17 protein-coding genes are annotated in these 21503 nt (G+C 72.2%); 13 read left to right on the top strand and 4 right to left on the bottom strand.

Annotated elements, in window-relative coordinates:
- The first annotated feature begins 208 nt into the window (after positions 1-208).
- Complete coding sequence (guaD, locus tag IE247_RS17385; protein ID WP_190124055.1) at positions 209-1540, top strand: guanine deaminase; 1332 nt, start codon at positions 209-211, stop codon at positions 1538-1540.
- A gap of 37 nt (positions 1541-1577) precedes the next feature.
- Positions 1578-2897, top strand: coding sequence for an MFS transporter (locus IE247_RS17390; RefSeq protein ID WP_190124056.1), 1320 nt, complete (start codon positions 1578-1580; stop codon positions 2895-2897).
- A gap of 4 nt (positions 2898-2901) precedes the next feature.
- Here the strand turns inward: IE247_RS17390 and IE247_RS17395 are convergent, their stop codons facing one another.
- On the bottom strand, positions 2902-3711 hold the full coding sequence (locus IE247_RS17395; protein ID WP_190124057.1) for an alpha/beta fold hydrolase: 810 nt from the start codon (positions 3709-3711) through the stop codon (positions 2902-2904).
- A 180-nt stretch (positions 3712-3891) separates the two neighbouring features.
- Here IE247_RS17395 and IE247_RS17400 point away from each other — a divergent pair, with 180 nt between their 5' ends.
- Complete coding sequence (locus tag IE247_RS17400) at positions 3892-4635, top strand: 2-phosphosulfolactate phosphatase (protein WP_190124058.1); 744 nt, start codon at positions 3892-3894, stop codon at positions 4633-4635.
- On the opposite strand, the gene IE247_RS17405 is transcribed toward IE247_RS17400, so the two are convergent.
- Positions 4619-5017, bottom strand: coding sequence for a DUF6281 family protein (locus IE247_RS17405; protein WP_190124059.1), 399 nt, complete (start codon positions 5015-5017; stop codon positions 4619-4621). The two genes, IE247_RS17400 and IE247_RS17405, sit on opposite strands and share 17 nt — an antisense overlap.
- A 277-nt stretch (positions 5018-5294) precedes the next feature.
- Between IE247_RS17405 and lpdA the strand changes: the two genes are divergently transcribed.
- Positions 5295-6695 (top strand): dihydrolipoyl dehydrogenase, encoded by a 1401-nt coding sequence (lpdA, locus tag IE247_RS17410; RefSeq protein ID WP_190124060.1) that lies wholly within the window; start codon positions 5295-5297, stop codon positions 6693-6695.
- A gap of 40 nt (positions 6696-6735) precedes the next feature.
- Here the strand turns inward: lpdA and IE247_RS17415 are convergent, their stop codons facing one another.
- The gene (locus IE247_RS17415; protein WP_190124061.1) at positions 6736-8844 is read right to left on the bottom strand and encodes a restriction endonuclease; all 2109 of its coding nucleotides are present in this window, start codon (positions 8842-8844) and stop codon (positions 6736-6738) included.
- A 190-nt stretch (positions 8845-9034) separates the two neighbouring features.
- Between IE247_RS17415 and IE247_RS17420 the strand changes: the two genes are divergently transcribed.
- From IE247_RS17420 to IE247_RS17430, 3 genes are all read left to right on the top strand, one after another.
- Positions 9035-10693 carry a hypothetical protein gene (locus IE247_RS17420; protein WP_190124062.1) on the top strand — a complete coding sequence of 553 codons (1659 nt, stop codon included), beginning with the start codon at positions 9035-9037 and terminating at the stop codon, positions 10691-10693.
- A gap of 115 nt (positions 10694-10808) precedes the next feature.
- Positions 10809-12812, top strand: coding sequence for a WD40 repeat domain-containing protein (locus tag IE247_RS17425; RefSeq protein WP_190124063.1), 2004 nt, complete (start codon positions 10809-10811; stop codon positions 12810-12812).
- 125 nt (positions 12813-12937) lie between these two features.
- Entirely contained in the window at positions 12938-13351 is a 414-nt protein-coding gene (locus IE247_RS17430; RefSeq protein ID WP_190124064.1) for a hypothetical protein, read from the top strand.
- 20 nt (positions 13352-13371) lie between these two features.
- On the opposite strand, the gene IE247_RS17435 is transcribed toward IE247_RS17430, so the two are convergent.
- Positions 13372-14019 carry a LysE family translocator gene (locus IE247_RS17435; RefSeq protein WP_190124065.1) on the bottom strand — a complete coding sequence of 216 codons (648 nt, stop codon included), beginning with the start codon at positions 14017-14019 and terminating at the stop codon, positions 13372-13374.
- 284 nt (positions 14020-14303) lie between these two features.
- Between IE247_RS17435 and IE247_RS17440 the strand changes: the two genes are divergently transcribed.
- The 6 genes from IE247_RS17440 to IE247_RS17465 all read left to right on the top strand — a co-directional run bounded on the left by IE247_RS17440 (position 14304) and on the right by IE247_RS17465 (position 21491).
- Entirely contained in the window at positions 14304-15641 is a 1338-nt protein-coding gene (locus tag IE247_RS17440; RefSeq protein ID WP_190124066.1) for an aminotransferase-like domain-containing protein, read from the top strand.
- A gap of 275 nt (positions 15642-15916) precedes the next feature.
- Positions 15917-17740: a 2-isopropylmalate synthase gene (leuA, locus tag IE247_RS17445; protein ID WP_190124067.1), complete on the top strand. Its 1824-nt coding sequence runs from the start codon at positions 15917-15919 to the stop codon at positions 17738-17740.
- A gap of 44 nt (positions 17741-17784) precedes the next feature.
- Entirely contained in the window at positions 17785-18474 is a 690-nt protein-coding gene (locus IE247_RS17450; protein ID WP_229869178.1) for a class I SAM-dependent methyltransferase, read from the top strand.
- A gap of 65 nt (positions 18475-18539) precedes the next feature.
- Positions 18540-19946, top strand: a complete 1407-nt coding sequence (leuC, locus tag IE247_RS17455; protein ID WP_190124068.1) for a 3-isopropylmalate dehydratase large subunit — start codon at positions 18540-18542, stop codon at positions 19944-19946.
- A gap of 31 nt (positions 19947-19977) precedes the next feature.
- Positions 19978-20643 (top strand): 3-isopropylmalate dehydratase small subunit, encoded by a 666-nt coding sequence (gene leuD / locus IE247_RS17460; protein ID WP_190124069.1) that lies wholly within the window; start codon positions 19978-19980, stop codon positions 20641-20643.
- Complete coding sequence (locus IE247_RS17465; RefSeq protein ID WP_190124070.1) at positions 20643-21491, top strand: DUF6282 family protein; 849 nt, start codon at positions 20643-20645, stop codon at positions 21489-21491. The genes leuD and IE247_RS17465 overlap by 1 nt, the downstream gene beginning before the upstream one ends.
- Positions 21492-21503 lie beyond the last annotated feature (12 nt).

The following is a 21503-nucleotide window of genomic DNA, read 5'->3' on the forward strand; positions in this document are numbered from 1 at the left end:
CCCCCCCCCCCGCGGGGGGCCCCCGGGCGCCCGCGTCCCCCCGGGGGGCGCCCCCCCCGGGATCCCCGCCCCGGGGCCCGGAGCGGCCCTCTCGTACGCCCGGGGGCGCGACAGCGGACACCATCACTCGTTCGGGTTACTCCGGATGCCGAACCGGTGACGGCGGGGTCGACTGGCGGCATCTGCTGAGCCGGTTCCGGAGGCGTCGATGGCATCAAGGGTGACCGCGGTGCGCGGCCCGATGATCTGGTTCCGCGGCGATCCCTTCCTCTCCCCCCGCGAGGACGTCTTCGTCCATGAGAGCGACGGGCTGCTGATCTGCGAGGACGGGATCATCACCGCCTCGGGCGGCTACCGGGAGCTGGCCGACCGGCTCCCCGCGGGCCTCGCCCCCACGCACTACCCGGACCATGTGATCAGCGCCGGGTTCATCGACACCCACACGCACTACGTACAGACCGGGATCATCGCCGCCTTCGGCTCCCAGCTGATCGACTGGCTGAACCACTACACCTTCGTCGAGGAGCAGCGCTTCTCCGACGCCGGCTACGCGCGGCGGGTCGCCTCCGCGTTCTGCGACGAGCTGCTCCGCAACGGGACGACGACCGCGCTCACCTTCTGCGCCGTGTATCCGCAGTCGGTCGACGCGCTGTTCGAGGAGGCGTCCCGGCGGAACATGCGGATCGCCGCCGGCAAGGTGCTGATGGACCGCAACGCCCCCGACGCGCTGCTGGACACCCCCCGCTCGGGCTACGACGACTCCAAGGCGCTGCTGGAGCGGTGGCACGGCACGGGCCGCAATCTGTACGCCATCACTCCGCGATTCGCCCCCACCAGCACCCCCGAGCAGCTTGAGGCCGCCGGCGCGCTGTGGCGCGAGCACCCCGGGGCGCTGATGCACACCCATGTGTCGGAGAACACCGGCGAGATCTCCTGGGTCCGCGCTCTCTTCCCCGAGCGCCGGGGCTATCTCGATGTCTACGACCACTACGGGCTGCTGGGCCCCCGGGCGGTCCTGGCGCACGGTGTGCATCTGACCCGCCGCGAGCGGGACCGGTGCGCGGAGACGGGCACGGCGGTCTCGCACTGTCCGACGTCCAATCTCTTCCTCGGCAGCGGTCTGTTCCACGTCCACGACGCGAAGGACTCCCGGCATCCGATGACGGTGGGTCTCGGCACCGACATCGGCGCGGGCACCAGCTTCTCGCTGCTGGCCACCATGAACGAGGCGTACAAGGTCGCCGAGCTGGCGAACTACCCCCTCGACTCCGTCAAGGCCTTCTTCCTCGCGACCCTCGGCGGCGCGCGGGCCATGGGCCTCGGGGACCGGGTGGGCTCCCTCGCATCGGGGCACGAGGCCGATTTCGTCGTACTGGACCCCCGGGCCACCCCCCTGCTCGCACAGCGGACCTCCCGTGTCGAGGACATCGAGGAGCTGCTGTTCACGCTGGCGGTGATGGGGGACGACCGGGCGGTACGGGCCACCTATGTGGCCGGTGTCCTGGCCCACGACCGGGACACGCCGTCCGCCTCGGCCTGACCATCGGCCCGGGCCCGAGCCCACAGGAGAGACCGTCATGGCGAACACCACGGCTGCCGCGAGCGGCGGCGGGACCGAGTACAAGAAGCATCCCGGAGCCCGTTTCCTGCACGGGCCGCACCGGACGATCGGCGGGGTCGAGGCCTGGATCGTCTGGGCGCTGTGCACGGTCTTCGTCGTCTGGCTGTTCGCCATCCAGACCGGTTACGCGGTCGTCTCCCCCGAGATCCAGGACACGGCGTCCCTCACGGTCGCCCAGATCGGTCTGGCCGGGTCGATCTACACCTGGGCGTTCGCGCTCTGCCAGTTCTTCTCCGGCGCGCTGCTGGACCGCTTCGGCTCCCGCCCGCTGCTGACGGTCGCCGTCGCGTTCGTCACCGCGGGCGCGTTCCTGTACGCGCAGACGGACAGCATGGGCACCCTGGTGGCCGCCCAGATCGTGCTCGCCGTCGGCTCCTCGTTCGGTTTCGTCGGGGCCGGTTACATCGGCGGCCAGTGGTTCCCCGCCGCCCGTTACGGCCTGATGTTCGGCCTGGTGCAGTCGCTGGCCTCGCTCGGCTCAGCCTTCGGCCAGCCCGCCATCTCCTGGCAGCTGGAACTCGTCACCTGGCAGCAGCTCCTGAACGGCTTCGGCGCGGCGGGGGTCGTGCTGATCGTGCTGTTCGCCCTGCTGGTACGGAATCCCACGCCGGGTCCCGAGCAGCTGGCGCGGGCCTCGGCCGCCGCGAAGCCGCCGCTGCTCTCCAGCGTCTTCCGTGATCTCGGCGCGTGCTTCCGCAACCGCAATGTGGTCCTCTCCGCCGTGCTGGCCGGGGTGTCCTTCGGGTCGATGCTCGCCATGGGCGTGCTGTGGGGGCCCCGGGTGATGGAGGCCCGGGGGGCGGAGAGCTCCCTCGCCGCCGTGCTGACCGCCGTCTCGTGGCTGGGGCTCGCGATCGGCGCGCCGCTGTTCAATCTCCTCTCCGACCACTGGAACAACCGCCGGATCCCGGCCGTCGTGGGGGTGCTCCTCCAGGCCGCCGCGATCAGTCTGCTGATCTATCTGCCGACGGAGACCAACAGCGTCTCGGTGGTCACCATGTTCGCCGTCGGTCTCTTCGCCGGGGCGCACATGCTGGGCTTCACGGTCGCCGGGGAGTCCGTGCCCGGGGCGCTGGTGGGCAGCTCGGCCGCCATCGTCAACGGCGTCTGCTTCATCATCGGCGGCGTGCTGCAAGCCGTCCCCGGCAAGATCCTGCCGGCCGTCCCCCAGCTCGCCGACTACGGTCACGCGCTGCTGATGATGCCGATCCTGCTGGTGCTGGGCGCGTTCGCCGGTTTCTTCATCAAGGAGACGGCGGGCGCGTCCCGCCGGTGAGAAGTCAGCGGGTGACGGCGTCGATCCGGTCGAGGACCCGGCGGGCAGGCAGCGGTACGCCCGGAGGGCCGCCGGGATCCGTGAGGGGGACGGGGAGCGGAGCCAGGCCGAGCAGGCCGAGGGTGAGGGAGGTGGTGATCCGGTGCCAGGACCGGGCGTCGCGCAGCATGCTGTGGCCGCCTCTCGGCATCCGGATTCCCAGGGTGTGGGCGCCCTCATCGGCCGCGCGGGCCAGATAAGCCCAGGTGTCGTCGGCGGCGGTGACCCGGTCGGCCGGGTCGTGGAGGGCGATCACCCGGCGGTCGCGCGGCGGGGCGACGGTCTCGCCCGGGGGGCACCAGGGCGCGAGGGCCACGACGCCGCGCACCCCGGGATCCCCTGCCAGCCTCAGGGCGGCCCGCCCGCCCATGGAGTGGCCCACCAGCACCACCGGCACGGGCACGGGCACGGGCACGGCCTCAGCGTCGGTCCCTGTCCCGGCCTCGGTCCCGGTCTCGGTCCCGGTCTCGTGGAGGAGCGCCCGGAGGGCCTGCCGCGCGTCGTGCACCGCGTCCTCGCGGGGGCCGTTCCACCCCCGGTGGCGGTAGCGCACCCGGCCGACCGCCAGCACGCCGGGCGGGGCCGCGCGGACGACGGCCGAGGCGAAGGGCCTCATCCGCAGGGCGGGCGGATCCAGCGCGGGGGGAGCCTCCAGGGCGTCCGCGCGGCCTCCGTGCAGCAGCAGAACGGCGGCCCGGGGAGCGGCGGGCGAATGGTGGAGCACCAGCGCGCGGTGGCCATCGGCCGGGCCCGTCCCCGTACGGCTCACGGCCATGGGTGCCTCCAGCGGTCGTCTCCCGCCGCCCCGGTCGGGGGCGGGGTCACCATGCTGCCGGGAGGGGCGGCCGGCCGTCATCTCCCGTACCGGCGATTCGGGACGGTCGATTCAGGACCGGCGGTGTGAGGTGGGACACTCTCCGGCCGCTTCGGGGCGGGCGGAAGCGATCATCTCCGGATGGAGACCCGTTTCATCGGCACCGCCGAATTGACCGAGACCCCGTCCGTGGCCGTCGTGGTCGACGTCATGCGTGCTTTCACCGTGGCCGCCTGGGCCTTCGCCCGGGGGGCGGAGAAAATCCTTCTCGCCGAGTCGTTGGAGGAGGCACTGGCCCTCAAGGCCCGCCACCCGGACCGGGTGGCGCTCAAGGACGGGCCGCCCGCGCCCGGGTTCGACCTGGTCAACTCGCCGGCCCTGCTGCGCTCCGCCGACCTCGCGGGACGGACCGTCGTACAGAAGACCACGGCGGGGACGGTCGGCGCTCTCGCGGTCAAGGACGCGTCGCTGGTGCTGTGCGCCGGGTTCGTGGTGGCGGAGGCGACGGCCCGGCTCCTGCGGACGCGCGCGAGCGACAGCGTCACCTTCGTGGTCACCGGCGAGGACGGGCGGGCCGACGAGGATCTGGCCTGCGCCCAGTACATCGCCCGGAGAGCCGCCGGGGCCGGAACGGACGCCGCCGGGTACCTCCGCCGCGCCGCCGGGTCGCGCGCCGCCGCCGAGCTGGCGGAGGGGGTGCGTCAAGGGGCCCATCCCGATGATGTCGCGCTCTGTCTGGAGCTCGACCGTTTTCCCTTCGCCATGGTGGCGTCCCCGGAGGACTCCCTCATGGTCCTGCGCCCGTATGCCGAAGAAGTCCGCCCGCCGCGCGGCCCGGCCGGTGGACGGACCGGCCGGGCGGCGGACCTCAGCGGCGGGCGATGAACTTCTCCACCTCGGCGGGCATTTCCCCGCCCATGCCGAGGGAGAAGAAGAGGGCGTCCTCCGGGGAGTCGCCGATCGCGACGGCGACGTCGGGGTCGAGTCCTTCGACGGCGTACGCGACCGACTCGGTCACGGGGTCCTGCGGACTGTCCTGACCGGTGTCGTTGCAGGGGATCGAGTAGGCCGTGCCCACCTTGTCGCCGACCTCGAACTTCACCTTGTCCTGGTTCTGGTAGGTACGGTCGGCGAAGCGCATCACATACGCGCAGGAGGCCGCCGCCGCCCCGCCCCCGTCGGGCGAGGACGACTCCTCGGTGCACCCTGCGACGGCGACGGCGACGGCCGTCACCAGGAGCGCCCTCACATATCTGTTCCGCCCCATGCGGACAGCACCGTTCATCGTTTCGGCCTCTCGGTAGACATCACACGGACCGGGTCTTCCCGGATCTTCCGCGCTTCGACGTGATGTCGTACGAGACGGTTCCCCCGGCCGCGCGACACCCGGGCGGGGACGCCCCTGTGGTCGTCATCACGTTGCGCCGGGGCTGCCGCACGGTGACGATTCAGTCGTCGATCGTCATTGATCAAGGGCGTACCCGACGGTGCCGGTTCTCGCGCCGCGCCCCTGTTCCAGATGCCCATGTCTCCAAGGAGCGATTTTGTTAACGCACTTCGATGTAGTGGTTCTCGGCGCCGGCCCCGGGGGGTATGTCGCGGCCATTCGCAGTGCCCAGCTCGGGCTCAGCGTCGCCATCGTCGAGGAGCGTTACTGGGGCGGCGTCTGCCTCAACGTCGGATGCATTCCCTCGAAAGCGCTGCTGCGCAACGCGGAACTCGCCCACACGCTGACGCACGAGGCCGAGACCTTCGGCATCACGGTCGACGGCACTCTCTCCTTCGACTACGGATCCGCGTTCCGGCGCAGCAGGCGCGTGGCGGAGGGCCGGGTCAAGGGCGTCCACTACTTGATGAAGAAGAACGCGATCACGCAGTTCGAGGGGCGCGGATCGTTCACGGGCCCGAATGCCCTGCGGGTCACCGGCGGCGACGGCACCGTGCGGGATCTGACGTTCGGGCACTGTGTCCTCGCGACCGGTGCGAGCCCTCGGCTGCTGCCCGGGACGTCCTTGAGCGACCGGGTGGTGACGTACGAGCAGCAGATCCTCGCCGAGCGGCTGCCGGAGAGCATCATCATCGCGGGGGCCGGTGCCATCGGCATCGAATTCGCCTATGTGCTGCACAATTACGGCGTCAAGGTCACCATGGTCGAATTCCAGGACCGGATGGCTCCGCTGGAGGACGAGGAGGTGTCGGCCGAACTCGCCAAGCGGTACCGGCGGCTGGGAATCGAGGTGCTCACCTCGACGCGGGTGGTCGGCATCGACGAGTCCGGCGACAAGGTCCGTGTCACCGTCTCCACCGGGGATCAGCAGCGGGTGCTGGAGGCGGACAGAGTGCTCCAGGCCATGGGCTTTCAGCCGAGGGTCGACGGCTTCGGCCTGGAGAACACGGGGGTGCGGCTGACCGAGCGGGGCGCGGTCGAGGTCGACGCCCGCTGCCGTACCTCGGTGCCGCACATCTTCGCCATCGGCGATGTCACGGCCAAGCTGATGCTCGCCCACGCTGCGGAGGCCATGGCGATCGTCGCGGCCGAGACCATCGCGGGCGCGGAGACGCAGGAGCTGAACTATGTGATGATCCCCCGGGCGACCTACAGCCAGCCGCAGATCGCCAGCTTCGGCTGGACGGAGGCACAGGCGCGGGCCCGGGGCTTCGACGTCCGGGTCGCGAAGTTCCCGTTCATGGCCAACGGCAAGGCGCACGGCCTGGGAGACACCGCCGGCTTCGCCAAGGTGATCAGCGACGCGCGCCATGGGGAACTGCTGGGCGCGCATCTGATCGGCCCCGAGGTCACGGAGCTGCTGCCGGAGCTGACGCTCGCCCAGCAGTGGGATCTGACGGTCACCGAGCTGGCCCGTAACGTCCACGCGCACCCGACGCTCGGCGAGGCCGTCAAGGAGGCGGTCCACGGCCTCGCCGGCCACATGATCAACATGTAGCCGGCGGGGCGGCGGACAGGCAGGCGGACGGGCGGACGGGTCAGGCGACCTCGATGCCGTACTCGACGACCAGGGCCTCCAGGCCGCCCGGGTATCCCTTGCCGCCCATCACGAAGTCCCAGTCGCCGCCCGCCCGGCGGCGGAAGGATCCGAGGACGAGGGCGGTCTCCCCGGGCTGGCCCTCCGAGACCGCCAGCCGGTCCAGCTCGGCCCCCGAGGCGTCGCGCAGCACGATTCCGGCCCGGGTGAAGCCGGACAGATCGGCGTCGGGGTTGACCAGGGGGTCCACGGCCGCCGCGATCACCAGCCGGTCGGCGGCCGTGGGCAGGGCGTCGAAACTGACCCGGATCGCGGCCCGGTCGCCCGTCGCCGAGCCGGGCACGGCGGCGACGGCTCCGTCCGGGGTCCGGGGGTTGTTGAAGAAGACGAAGTGGTCGTCGCCGAGCACCCGGCCGCCCCGGCAGACCAGCGCGCACACGTCGAGCGCCACCGCGCCCGACCAGAACATCCCCAGCACATTGGCGTCGTCGTCCGCCCCGTCGTCCGGAGCGGGAGTGGCGGCGGCGCGTGCCGAGGCCGCCGGGGCCGTCGCGGGCGTGCCCGCCGGGCCGAGGCGGCCGGGGAGGCCGTGCCGGCCCAGCAGCTCCACCAGCTCGGGGCCGGAGATCAGCGTCATCGGCTTGCCGTTGGCGAAGGTGTACGAGCCCGGGCCGAAGCCGGAGGTGGTGACCAGGACACCCTTGTTGGCGCCCGAGCCCTGGACCGTGCCGTACAGATCGCGTACCGCGCTCGGGGGCACGGTGTTGCGGTACCGCTTGACCTGGACGATGATCCGGCCGCCGCTGATCGGGTCGGGGTCAAAGGCCTCCACGTCGACCCCGCCGTCGTTGGAGCGCCGGGTGGTCACCGCCTCCATGCCCCGGGCCCGGAAGAGCTGGGCGACCAGCCCCTCGAACGCGATCGGATCCATCTCCAGCAGATCCGGTTCGTCCTCCCCGCCGTGCGAGACGACCCCGACGCCGACGTCCTCCGGGAGCCGTCCCGGCCGTACGGCCGCCCGCAGATCGGGCTTGGCGGAGAGCCTGCCGCTCATCCCCTCCAGGCACTCCACCGCGCCCACCTGAGCCAGATTCAGCCGGGCGAAGTCGGCGCGGGCTACCGTCACGGCGCAGAGGACGACATGGGTGCGGCGGCCGGTCGCCGGATCGACGTCGTCGACGAATCCGTTCACCGTCACCGAGTCCAGCAGGCCGAATCCGTCCGCCGCGAAGAGTTCCCTCAGCACCAGCAGCACACACTGCGCCGCGGTGTCCCGGTAGAGCGCCCGGCGCTGGGTCATCGGTCTGGGGCTCTCCTTCTCCTCGTCGGAGGAGGCCACGTACCGCACCGACCTGGTCTCGGGTATGACGTCGAACCCGGGCAGCTCCCAGTTGAGGACCAGCTGCCGGGCCGGGGCGTCGAAGGCCGCCTCCACATGGCGCGGGAGCCCCTCGGGCCAGGCGGCCGAGGCGTAGAGCGCGGCGGAGAAGTACTCGACGGCCGTCTCCGGGTCCCCGGTCCGCAGCACCTCCGTCATCTCGGCGATCCCGTCGTTGTGCCGCCGGATCTCGGCCAGCCGGGCCGCCGCCCACGCGTCGTACTGCCGCTGGTAGTCGCCCAGCTGGCGCAGCCGCTGGGCCTCGGCGGCCCGCGCCGCGAACAGATCGCGCTGGTAGTGCTCCCGCGCCTCCTGCTCGGCCTCGCGCGCCCGCCGGCCCCAGCCGCCCTGGGCCCGGTAGGCGCCCGGGTCGGGCATCGGGACGGGGCGGGCCAGCCCGCCGGGGGCGAAGGGCTCGATGTCCGTCGGGCGGGTCAGCAGCGCGGGGCGGAAGGCCGGTCCCCGGCAGCCGGCGGCCAGCAGCCCGGTCAGCGCCGCGACCCTCGCCGTCAGCTCGTCCGTGCGCGCCCGGGCGTCCGCCTCGCGGCGCTGCTTGTACGCGGCCCGCTGCTCGCGGTCGCGCCGCGCCATGTCCCGCTGATACGCCCGCTGTTGCCGTTCCCGGTCCAGCCGCGCCCGTTCCGCTTCCCGGAATCCGGCCTCCCGTTCGCGCTGCTGCCGCCGCTGGGCCTCCGCCCACGCCCCGGCCAGTCCACTGGAGCGACGACTCATTCCGCGCTCCCCTCCCCCCGGGGCGTCGAAGCCCCAGCCGCACCAAAACCCGTGTCCCCCGAAAGGTCATTTTCGCACAGCCGCCCCCTCTCGACCCGGGTCCCGCGATCTTCGGGCGGATGGCGTCCGGGCCGGGCTCGGGGGAGAATATTCGCAGGTGGGAGCGGTTTCCCTGCTCTAAAGTGCCGTCATGAAACGGCTGCCGCCCCTCTCACCGTCCGTCTTCCTCGACCCCCATGAGCGCCTTCTGTACGGGAAGCCCCTCGCGCGGGTGTTCGACGTGGCCGGCCCGGCCCAGTGGGAGCGGCTCGACAGCTCGGTCGCGCTGTACACGCCGGCCGACCGGAGCCGGTCCGGCCGGCTGACGATACGGGTGGGTATGCGCTGGTTCGACGGCAAGGAGATATGGGACTGGAGCGCCGCCCCTTCCTGGCGGAGCGACGGCGAGGTGTCCTGGTCTCACTCTCCCCCCGCCGAGCCGGAGCTGGCGCTGGGGCTCGCCGGCGGCGACCCCCGGGTGCGGGAGCGCTCGGTCCAACAGGCCGCCGGACGGCCGGAAGTGCTCCCGCTGCTGCTCATCCGGACCGCGGACAACAACGCCGCCGTGCGTGACGCGGCGCGCACCCTGCTGGACGGGGAGCTGAGCGCTCTCCCGGCGGCCGTTCTGCGGGAACTGCTGCCCCTCGCCCTGCTGCTGACGATGCGCCGACACGGCGGCTGGGCGTGGCAGCGGCTCCGCGCCGACCTCGGCGAGGGCGCGGGCGACGAGGTCGCGGTGGGGGCGTGCGAGGACCCGGACGAGGGTCTGCGCCGGGCCGCCGTCACTCACGCGCTCGCGGCCCGGCTGCTGCCCACGGAGCGCGTGCTCGACATCGCGCTGACCGACCCGAACTCCACGATCCGCCGGACGGCGGTGGAGCACGCGCTCCGGCACCGGCTGCCGTCCCCGGCCCAGACGGTCGCGCTGGTGATGGACCACCCCGAGCGGGCGATCCGCTCCCTCGTGCTGCGGACCGCGCTCCGGGAGGGACTGGTCTCCCTGGACGAGATCACCGAGATCGCCTCGGCGAGCCGGGACCGGCCGATTCGCGAGAGCTGTGCCGAAGCGGTCGTCCTGGCCGCCCGCGAGGGACGGCCCGGGCTGCTGGACGCCCTGCTGACCGCCCCCTTCCCGGGGGTGCGCGCCGCCGGGGTCGGCGCGCTGCGCGACACCGGGCGGGGGTCGGAGCTCCGGGCGCATCTCTTGGACCCCGCGCCGGTGGTCCAGCGGGCGGCGTACCGCGAGCTGTCGGCGGCGGGCCGGGACCCGCTCGCCCTGCTGCGGGCGCTCTGCTCCGGCTCCGGCGCGGTGCCGCCTGCCGCGCTGGCGGGGCTGATCCGCCATGCGGCCTCCGAGGACGCCGAGTTGCTGCGGCGGCTCACCGGGCGGGAGCACGAGGGCGGGGTCAGGGCCCTGGCCCTGGGCGGGCTGCGCCGACTCGGAGAGACGTCCGGCCTGGGCGGCTTTCTGAGTGATCCGTACCCAGCGGTCGTGCGCCACGCGGCCGGGCACTTCATCTGGCACGCCGAGACGCTCTGCGAGCACTATCTCGCGGGCCTCCTCGCGCCGGGGCGCGCCCGGCACATCAGACGGGCCGCGCTGGATCTGGCGATGGAGCACGACCCGCGTACCCGGCTGCGGCTGCTCGCTCCGCTCGCGGAGGACGAGGACAGCCGGATCGGCTTCTTCGCGCGCTACGTTCCCCAGTGGCCGTCCAGCGAGGCGCTCGCCGATGACGTCGGCACTCCCCCGGGGCCGCCATCACGGGCCTGCACAACTGCCTTGTGCCGATGGAATATTACCGTGTGATGTGTCAGGGGCATGGCTCGGCGATGGCCCGTGCGGCGCTCGGGCGCGCCGTCGCGGACGGCACGCGGCGCGCTCCTGGCCTGTCCCACGCGTTCCAACTGGGGGGTACATCACTGTGCGCAGACGCACCATCTCCACCGCGACGGCTCTCGCCGTTCTCTTCAGCTCGGCCGCGCTCGTCGGGGGCACGGCGGGCACGGCTTCGGCTTCGGCTTCGGCCGATCCGCTCGCCGTTCTGCCGATCTCGTCCGTGAGCGACATCCTCGTGAGCGACACCCACAAGCGGATCTTCATCGCCTCTCCCTCGGACGGCACCGTCACCGTCACGGACTTCTCCGGCACCGTGGTGAACACGGTCCGCGGAGTGAACCAGGTGCAGGACCTCGCCATCTCCGACGATTCCAAGCTCGTCTTCGCCTCCGCGGCCGGGGAGAACTCCATCGTCTCCATCGAGGCGGAGACGGGCGCCAAAAAGGACATGCACTATCTGTACGACCGCACTCCGGGGAGTCTCGCCTACGCGGACGGCAAGGTCTGGTTCGGCTACAAGTACCGTCATGGCGGCGGCAACTTCGGCTATCTGAAGCTGTCGGGGCCCCAGGCCGGCACCGCCTACGATCTCGACCCCGGCGCCGGTTACACCAATGCGGAACTCGCCGCCTCTCCCGGCCGTACGGGGAAGCTGGCCGTCGCGGGGACGTCGCCGAACTCGTCGTCCGGCGAGACGCTCAAGGTGTTCGACGTGTCCGGCGGGGCCGTGCGGACCGTCGCGGCTCAGCCGGCTCCGGGGGCGCTCACCGAGATGGCCTTCACCCCCGACGGCTCCCATCTGATCACCGCCCAGCGGACCGGCGGCCACCAGATCCGGCGCACCTCGGACCTGGTGCGGACGGGCGCCCACTCGACCACGGGCCCCGCCGTCGCGGTCGCCGTCCGGGCCGACGGCACCGTGGCGGCGGGCACCGATTCGCCGGAGGGCCCCGACATCCATGTCTTCCTGCCCGGTCGGACCGAGCCGGTCCGGCGGTACGACCTTCCCGGCCGGGAAGCGGGCTCGCCGCCGGACACCCTGGGCACCGGCGCGCTGGCCTGGGAGCCGGGCGGCGGCCGGCTCTTCGCGGTGAGCCGGGACAACAGCACCGGGGAGCACAACCTGCGGGTGCTGGCCGATCTGGCCCTGTCGTTCCCGGAGCTGACCGTCGACGCCCCGGCGAAGTCGAGCCGCGCCACCGAACTCACCGTCACCGGCGCCCTCACCGCGGGCGTGCCGCTCCCGGCGGGCACCGAGGTCTCCGTGACCCGTACCGACGCGGAGTCCCCCAAGGGCGTCCCCGTCGGCAGGGCCAAGGTGAACGCGAACGGTTCGTTCTCCCTCCGGGACACCCCGCAGTCGGGCGGTCCGGTGACCTACCGGGTGAGCTACGCGGGCGGCCCGGCGCACCACCCCGCGTCGGGGTCGGACACCGTGGAGGTGTCGCGCTGGACCCCGGGCCTGTCGGTGACCCAGAGCAAGAAGGTCTACGCCTACGGAAGCACGGTGGAGTTCACCGCCCGGCTGGGGCGCACGCACAAGAACCGCACGCTAAAGCTGTACGCGGACCCCGCCGGCCCCGACCGGGCCCGCGAGCTGCTCGTCTCGGGCAGGGTGAACGCCGACGGAGAGCTGTCGGCCACGACACGGCTGACCCGGGACACCGTCGTCACGGCGGTGTACGACGGGGACTCGCGCAGCGCGCCGAGGACGGCCGGGACCAGTGTGGGCACCCAGGTCAAGGTGGTCACCGCGGCGAGCGGCCACGACCGGACCGGGAAGCTGGACGGAGTCACGTACCACTACTTCAAGCGCTCCAAGAACCCGCTGTTCACCACGACCATGACGGCGCACAAGGACCGTGCCCAGCGGCTCTCCCTGGAGCTGAACCGCAAGGGCCAGTGGCTGGACCTGAGCGCCGAGGACTTCCTGCTGGACAGCGCCGGGGTCTCCAGGGTGAAGCTGGAGGGCCCCCACAAGGCCGGTGACCGGATGCGGGTGCGCTCCTCGTATCTCAGGGGCGAGTCCGGCGACTCGCTCAACACGACCACGCACGGGGCGTGGACCTACTTCACCTTCACCGGCTGACCTGGGATGTTCTGGGGCACTTCGGGTTCCTGAGAGGATGTCAGCCTCCGCCCGCCCCTTCCGGAGACCCGTTCGCGGGCCGCCGGGAGGGGCGGGCTCGTCCACGACCGGAACAGGACACGTCCATGCCCAGGAAACCCTCCCTCGCCCGTCCGGCCGCCGGCCGCCGCCGTGTTCTCACCGCGCCCGCCGCCTCGGCGGTGAGCGCCGGTGCGTACGCGCTGTGCATCCCCTGGGACCTGCGCAACAGGGCGGAGCCCGGCGGGATCGACGAGACCACGCCGGTCACCGTGCTCGGTTTTCTCTCGCTGGCCCTGGTGATGCTCGCGCTCTCCTGCCTGTTGAGCCGTCTGGGGGTGACGGCGCTCTGGACCGGGCTCGCCGTCGGGACCCCGGTGTCGGCCCTGATGCTCGTCTCCTTCCTGACCCATATGCCCGAGGACAGCGACATGTGGCCGGTGGCATGGCTGCCGCTGACGCTGCTGGCGGTGTCCGTGCCGGCCGTGGTCGCGCTGCTCACCGCGCCCAAGGGCTCCTGAGGGACCGCGCCCGGGGGCGGTCAGCTCACCGAGGCGGGGACCGAGGTGTCGAAGGCCAGCGAGACGGCCAGGGCCCCCAGTACCGCGCCCATCAGATAGCGCTGCGCCTTGAGCCAGCCGGGGCGGCGGGCGAGGAAGACGGAGATGGAACCGGCCGCGAGGACGATGGAGAGATTGACGGAGACGGCCACCACGATCTGACTCGCGCCGAGCAGAAAGCCCTGGAGGAGCACGCTCCCCGCCTCCAGATCGACGAACTGCGGTATGAGCGAGATGTACATGATGGCGATCTTCGGATTGAGCAGATTGGTCATCAGCCCCATCGTGAACAGCCTGCGCGGAGAGTCGTGCGGAATGTCCTGGGGGGCGAAGACGGACGCGGCCCCGGGTTTCAGCGCGCTCCAGGCCAGGTAGGCGAGATAGGCCGCGCCCGCCAGCTTGATGACGGTGTACAGCTCGGGCACGGCGACGAAGAGCACCGACAGACCCAGGTTCGTGGTCAGCAGATAGATCATGAAACCGACGGCGACCCCGCCGAGCGAGATGACGCCGGCCCGCCGCCCCTGGGTGATGGAGCGGGAGACCAGGTAGATCATGTTCGGTCCGGGGGTGAGCACCATCCCCAGGGCCACCGTCACCACACCGAGGACGGCGCTCGACTCAACCACGGAGGCCTCCCCTTCGCACACGGTCCCGTATCGGTGCACTCAAGGAGAAGTCCCATCGATTGCACCGAGGTATTGCGGGAATGCTCCGATCCCGCCGCACTGAGATGGCCACATCCATCCAACTGGTCCTTTCCTCGACGGCCGGGCGCGCCCGCCAAGGCCGCAGAGAGCCGAGTCCGGAGCGATTCGGAGTGTAAATCGATTCATTGCCTCAGATCAATATTCAATATTGCCCTCGGTGCAATTCCATGTTTAGATTCCGGGACGGGAATGGGAGGAGCGCCATGAGTGACTACCGGAGCGTCGCCGACTCGGTGGCCGAGGACATCCGTACGGGACGGCTGGCGCCTGGCGACCGGCTGCCCCCGCAGCGGGAGTTCGCCCGGCGGCACTCGATCGCCAACTCGACCGCGACCCGCGTCTACCAGGAGCTGGCCCGGCGCGGGCTCACGGTCGGCGAAGTCGGCCGCGGCACCTTCGTACGCGCCGCCTCCCGCCCCACCGCCGCCGTCCTCACCGAACCGGCGGACAGCCGGATCGACCTGGAACTCAACTACCCCGTGGTGCCCGAACAGGCCGGACTGCTGACCGCCGGGCTGGGGGAACTGCTGCACCCCGGCGCCCTGGAGTCCGCGCTGACGCCGGTCGGCCCGGCCGGCGTCGCCGCCGCCCGCGAGGCCTCGGCCGAGCTGCTCGCACGCGGCGGCTGGCGGCCGGACCCGGCCAGGGTGCTGCTCGCCGGGAACGGACGGCAGGCCATCGCGGCGGCCGTCGCCGCACTCGTGCCGCCCGGCGCCCGACTGGGCGTCGAGGAGCTGACGTACCCCGCGGTCAAAGCCATCGCCGCCCGGCTCGGGGTCGTCCTCGTACCCCTGGCCGTGGACGGGTCGGGGCTGGTCCCCGAGGCCGTCGAGGAGGCTCATCGAAGCGGCCCGCTGCGCGCCGTCTACGTCCAGCCGACCCTGCACAATCCGCTGTCGCTCACCATGCCGGAAGAGCGCGTGCGCGCGTTGGCCGAGGTGCTGCGGCGGCTGGGGATCCATGCGATCGAGGACACCGTCTGGGCCTTCCTCCGCGACGAGATCCCGCCGCTGGCGGCGTTCGCCCCCGAGCGGACCGTCCTCGTCGACAGCCTGTCCAAGCGCATCGCCCCCGGGCTGACCCTCGGGTTCGCGGTGACACCCGCCGCCGTCGCCGGACCCGTCGCCGCGTCACTGCGCTCGGGCGGCTGCGCGCCGATGCGCTTCGCCCTGGAGGCCGCCACACGGTGGCAGCGCGACGGTGTCGTACGCGCGTTGGTACGCGCCAAGCAGCGGGAGGCCACCGTCCGCCAGGGCATCGCCGCCGAGCTGCTGGGCGAGTTCGCGGTACACGGCGACCCCCGCTCCTTCCACTGCTGGTGGGAGCTGCCCCGCCCCTGGCGCGCCGACACCTTCGTCGCCGCCGCCGCCCGCCACGGCATCGGCGTGGCCCCGGCCGCCGCCTTCACCGTCGGCCGCCACCGCGCCCCCAACGCGATCCGGGTCGGCCTGGCCTCACCCCGCGCCGATGTGCTCTCCCGCGCCCTCGCCACCCTCGCCGAACTCGCCCGCTCCGCCCCGGACGACCTCGTCACCGACTGACCGCGCCACGCTCTCGCGGGCCGTTTCCCCACGGCCCGCGGCCGGGCCGATCCACGTATCAGTGTCCGTGATCGGTGCCAGCAGCTCTCAGTATTGGTCTGACGGCCGCCGGGGCGGGAGACTTGTCGGCAAGCCCTACAAGGGCGGTCTCGGTCGACCGGGGCAGCAGCGCGGACAAGTCTCGGCCCCCTTCCCTTTCACTGTCGGGGAATTCGCCATGCCGTTTTCTCCCGACAGCTCAGCCGGAGCGCCCGTCAGCACGACAAGGAGCTTCCATGAACCCTCGGCAGGTCGTCTCTCTTCCCCTTCCCCCTCCCCCTCCTCCTCCTTCCCCGGTCACCGCCCTGGCCCGGCCGCCGGCCGGCTGGAACACCCAGCGCGCCAGCAGGATGCCCGCCCACCGGTACCGGCCCTACTTCGACGAGGTCGAACCGATCTCACTGCCCGACCGGACCTGGCCCGAAGCCGTCGCCACCCGCGCTCCCATGTGGTGCGCCGTGGATCTGCGCGACGGCAACCAGGCGCTCGTCGATCCCATGTCGCCCGCCCGTAAAAGACGGGTCTTCGATCTGCTGGTGCGCATGGGCTTCAAGGAGATCGAGGTCGGGTTCCCCGCGGCCAGCCAGACCGATCTCGCGTTCATCCGGTCGATCATCGACGAGGGCGCCGTGCCCGAGGACGTACGCATCCAGGTGCTGACTCCCTGCCGTCCGGAGCTGATCGACCTCACCTTCGCGGCCGTCGCCGGCGCGCCGAAGGCGACGGTCCACATCTACAACCCCACCTCCTCGCTGCAACGGCGGGTGGTGTTCCGGCAGGACCGCGAGGGCGTCAAGGCCCTGGCGACCTCGGGGGCGCGCCGGGTCGCGGCGCACGCCGAGCGGTCCTCGGCCGATCTCCGTCTCCAGTACTCGCCGGAGTCGTACACCGGCACCGAGCTGGGGTTCGCCGCGGAGGTGTGCAACGAGGTGATGGACATCTGGCAGCCCACTCCCGAGCGCCCGGCCACGGTGTGCCTGCCGGCCACGGTGGAGATGGCGACGCCGAATGTGTACGCGGACTCCGTCGAGTGGATGAGCCGCCATCTGGAGCGGCGGGACTCGGTGATCCTCTCCCTGCATCCCCACAACGACCGGGGTACGGCGGTGGCGGCGGCCGAACTCGGGCAGCTGGCCGGGGCGGACCGGATCGAGGGGTGCCTCTTCGGGAACGGGGAGCGCACCGGCAATGTGTGCCTGGTGACCCTGGGCATGAATCTGTTCAGCCGGGGGGTCGACCCCCAGCTCGACTTCTCCGACATCGACGGTGTCCGCCGCACGATGGAGCAGTGCACCGGGCTGCCGGTGCACGAGCGCCACCCCTACGCCGGTGAGCTGGTGTTCACGGCTTTCTCCGGCGGCCACCAGGACGCGATCAGCAAGGGGCTGGCGGCCCAGGCCGCCGTCGGACGGCCGCCCGGGGGCGGCACGGCGGCACAGCCTCCCTGGCAGGTGCCGTATCTGCCGATCGACCCCAAGGACGTGGGACGGGACTACCGGGCGGTGGTCCGGGTCAACTCCCAGTCGGGGAAGGGCGGCACGGCCCATGTGATGAAGTCGGAGCACTCCGTGGATCTGCCCCCGGGGCTGCGGACGGAGTTCTCGCGGCTGGTGCAGGCGTTCACCGAGCGGGCGGGCGGGGAGGTCTCCCCCGGCCGGCTGTGGGAGATGTTCCACGACGCCTACATCGCCCCGGACGGGCCGCTCGCCCTCCTCCGCCACCACGGGCCCGTCGGCGGCCCGGGCGGTTCGCATCTCTTCACCGTCGCTCTCCACGGTGACAAGACGGAGCTGGTGGCCCCGGGGGCCACCCCGCTCGACGCCCTCACCGACGCGCTGTCCGCCCTCGGCGCGCAGCTGCGGGTGGTGAACCACGTCCAGGACCGGACGCCCGGTCGCCCCGACGGGCGGGCCGTGGTCCATCTGGAGGCCTGGATCGCCCTCAAGGACCGGGAGCAGCCCGTCCGCAGCCGGCACTGGGGTGTGGGCACGGCCCCGGACCCGGAGACCGCTGCCCTCCGGGCGGCCTTCGCCGCCCTGAACCGCGCCCATCTCGCCTGACCGTCCGAAGAAACGCCCGACCCTCCGAAGAAACGGAAGACACCGTGTCGCAGAACTTCACCGTTCGGGGAAACGACCTGTGGGACCCGAGCACCTTCGACTCACTGCGCCGTCAGCTGATCCCGTCCTTCGACCTCCTGTACGACAGCGCGGTCCAGACCGTGGTCATGACGGTCGACGAGCGGCCGCGCATCCTCGACCTGGGCGCGGGCACCGGACTGCTCAGCGCCCGGCTGCTGGAGAGGCTTCCCGACGCCGAACTGACGCTGATGGACCGGTCCGAGCTGATGCTCTCCCAGGCGCGCGGGCGGTTCGCGTCCCAGCAGCGGGTCAAGGTGCTGGTGGGAGATCTGGAGGACCCGCTGCCGCGGGGGCGGTTCGACGCGATCGTCTCCGGTCTCGCCATTCACCATCTGCCCCATGAGGGGAAGCGGCGGCTGTTCGGACGGATCCGGGAGAGTCTCAACCCGGGCGGGGTGTTCGTCCATGTCGAGCAGTTGCTGGGTGCGCGGCCGTGGCTGGAGGCGATGTACGACCGGATGCACGAGGCCCATGTGGTCCGCTCCGGCACGCCCGAGGCGGAGTGGGAGGCGGGCCGGGAGCGGATGAAGTTCGACATTCCCATCGATCTGGACACCCAGCTGAAATGGCTCCGGGCCGCCGGTTTCGCGGAGGTCGACTGCCTGGCCAAGGACTGGCGCTTCGCGACCTACGCGGGCTGGGTCGCTCCCTGACCCGCCCCGGCGGCGGCAGGAGCGGCCGGAGCGCGGGCGTACCCCTCGGAGAGTGAGGAACGGTCATGAACCGCACCACATTGGTCGACAGAATCTGGGAGCGACACCTCGTCGAGCCGGGCGAGACCGATCTGATCTACATCGATCTGCATCTGCTCCACGAGGTCAGCTCGCCCCAGGCGTTCGAAGCGCTGAGGAGCGCGGGACGCGTGGTCAGGCGTCCCGATCTCTGTGTGGCCACCGCCGACCATCAGGTGCCGACCCTGATCGACGGCGGCGGCGGCGCGCCGGCCGTCGACGCGGGTGGGGCACGGCAGTTGCTGCTCCAGGCCGGGAACTGCCGCGAGGCCGGCATCGAGCTCCACCCCCTCGGCTCCCCGGGGCAGGGGATCGTCCATGTCATCGGCCCGCAGATGGGGCTGACCCAGCCCGGTATGACCATCGTGTGCGGCGACAGCCACACCGCGACGCACGGGGCGTTCGGGGCGATCGCGTTCGGCATCGGCACGAGCGAGGTCGAGCATGTACTGGCCACCCAGACGCTGCGTACGGCGAGACCGCGCACGATGGCGGTCACGGTCGAGGGAACCGTACGCCCGGGAGTCACCGCGAAGGACCTGGTGCTCGCGGTCATCGCCCGCGCCGGCACCCGGGCCGGGGTCGGGACGCTCGTCGAGTTCCGCGGCGCGGCGATCCGGGCGCTCTCGATGGAGGGCCGGATGACCGTCTGCAACATGGCGGTCGAGGCCGGTGCGCGGAGCGGGCTGATCGCCCCGGACGACACCACCTTCCGCTATCTCGAAGGGCGGGAGCGCTCCCCTCGCGGACGTCTGTGGGAGCGGGCCCTGGACCACTGGCGGACGCTGCGGAGCGACGACGACGCCGTCTTCGACCGGGAGGTCACCGTCGATGTGTCGGCGATCGCCCCGCAGGTGAGCTGGGGCACCAACCCCGGGCAGACCACCTCGGTCGACGCCGCGGTGCCCGACCCCTCGGGCATGGCGGACCCGGCCGAGCGGAACGCCGCCGAGCGCGCGCTGGAGTACATGGGGCTGACACCGGGCACGGCCATGCGCGACATCCCCATCGACATCGTGTTCATCGGGTCCTGCACCAACAGCCGCATGGAGGACCTCCGCGCGGCCGCGGAGGTCCTCCGGGGCCGCCGGATCGCCTCCTCGGTACGGGCGCTGGTCGTGCCGGGCTCCGCGCTGGTCAAGCGGCAGGCGGAGGCGGAGGGGCTGGACCGGGTCTTCACCGCCGCCGGCTTCGAATGGCGCTCGCCGGGGTGCTCCATGTGCGTCGGCATCAACGGGGACACCGTCGCGCCCGGTCTGCGCTGCGCCTCCACCTCGAACCGCAACTTCGAGGGCCGCCAGGGCCCCGGCGCGCGTACCCACCTCGTCTCGCCCGAGACCGCGGCGGCCACCGCCCTGGCCGGACATCTGGCCGCCGCCGACGACCTCGTCTGAGCGGCCGCCGCCGCCCCGTCAGGAGTGTTCGATGAAACCGCTCACCGCGCTGACCGGCCGGGGCATGCCCCTGGCCAGAGCCGATGTCGACACGGACCAGATCATCCCGGCCGCCTGGCTCAAGAAGACCACCCGTACCGGCTACGGGGAGGGGCTCTTCTCGCAGTGGCGACAGGATCCCTCCTTCATCACCAACCGGCCCGAGCGCCGGGGGGCCACCATCCTGGTCGCCGGGCCCAACTTCGGCTGCGGCTCCTCCCGCGAACACGCGGCCTGGGCGCTGCGCGACTTCGGGTTCACCGCCGTCGTCGCCCCCGGGTTCGGCGACATCTTCCGCAACAATCTGCCCAACGCCGGTCTCGTCCCCGCGCAGGTGAGCGCGGACGTCGCCGAATCCCTTCTCCGCGCCACCACCCGGGATCCGTACGCCGAGATCATGATCGACGTCGTCGGCCGGACGCTCGGCTGCCCGGCCGCCGGGGTGGCCGGCGCGCCGTTCCGGCTCGACGATCTGGCCCATCACCGGCTGGTCAACGGTCTCGAACTCCTCGACCTCGCGCTGAGCCTCGGCCCGAGCATCAGCGCCTACGAACGAGCGCGCGCGCCATGGCTGCCCGTCGGACAGGCTGGGAGCCCCGGCGCCGGGAGCCCGTCCCGGACCGGAGCCGTGAAGGCCGAAGGCACCGAAGGCACCTGATGAGCGACTCCCCGGCGCTGCCCGACTGGGCGCGCGGAATGACCGACCTGCATGTGCACTCCTCCCCCAGTCTGCTGCCCCGGCACGGCGACGACCGCGAGACGGTCGCGGCGATGCGGGCCGAGGGATTCACCACCGTGGTCCTCAAGGCCCACGAGGGCAGCACGGCCGAAAGGGCCGCGGCGGCCGGGGAGGGCGTGTACGGCGGGGTGGTGCTCAACAGCTGTGTCGGCGGGGCCAGCCCCGACGCGGTCGAGGTCGCCGCGGGGCTCGGCGGCCGGATCGTGTGGCTGCCGACGCTCTCCTCCCGTACCCACCGGGCCGCGATGGCCTCCTCGGCACCGGAGCTCACCAATCTCCGGAAGGTCGGGCTGCGCCCCGTCGACGTGGCCGACGGCGGGCGGCTGCGCCCGGAGTGGCACGATGTCCTCGACGCCGTGGCGGCCCATGACCTGGTGCTGGCGAGCGGCCATCTCAGCGCGGCCGAGACGCTGGTGATCTTCACCGAGGCCCGGCGGCGCGGGGTGCGGCGGCTGCTGGTCAACCATCCCAAGCTGGCCTTCATGCGCTGGCGGGAGGAGACCGCCGACGCGCTCCGCGCCCTCGGCGCCCACTGCGAACTGGGCATCGTTCCCGACCGGCTCTGCCCTCCGGAGGACTCCAGCCTCGGGCTGACCGCCGGCTATCCGCTCCCCCTGCTGGTCTTCGGCGGGGACATGGGGCACACCGACCATCCCCGGCCGGCCGAGGCCGTCGCCCCCTGGCTGCGAGAACTGGAGCGGCGCGTCGGAGCGGACGCCGCGGCCACCCTCATGACCACCACGTCCAGGCAGCTACTGCTGCCCTGACCCATCGAACCC

The sequence above is a fragment of the Streptomyces inusitatus genome (assembly GCF_014651115.1).
GTDB lineage: Bacteria > Actinomycetota > Actinomycetes > Streptomycetales > Streptomycetaceae > Streptomyces > Streptomyces amakusaensis.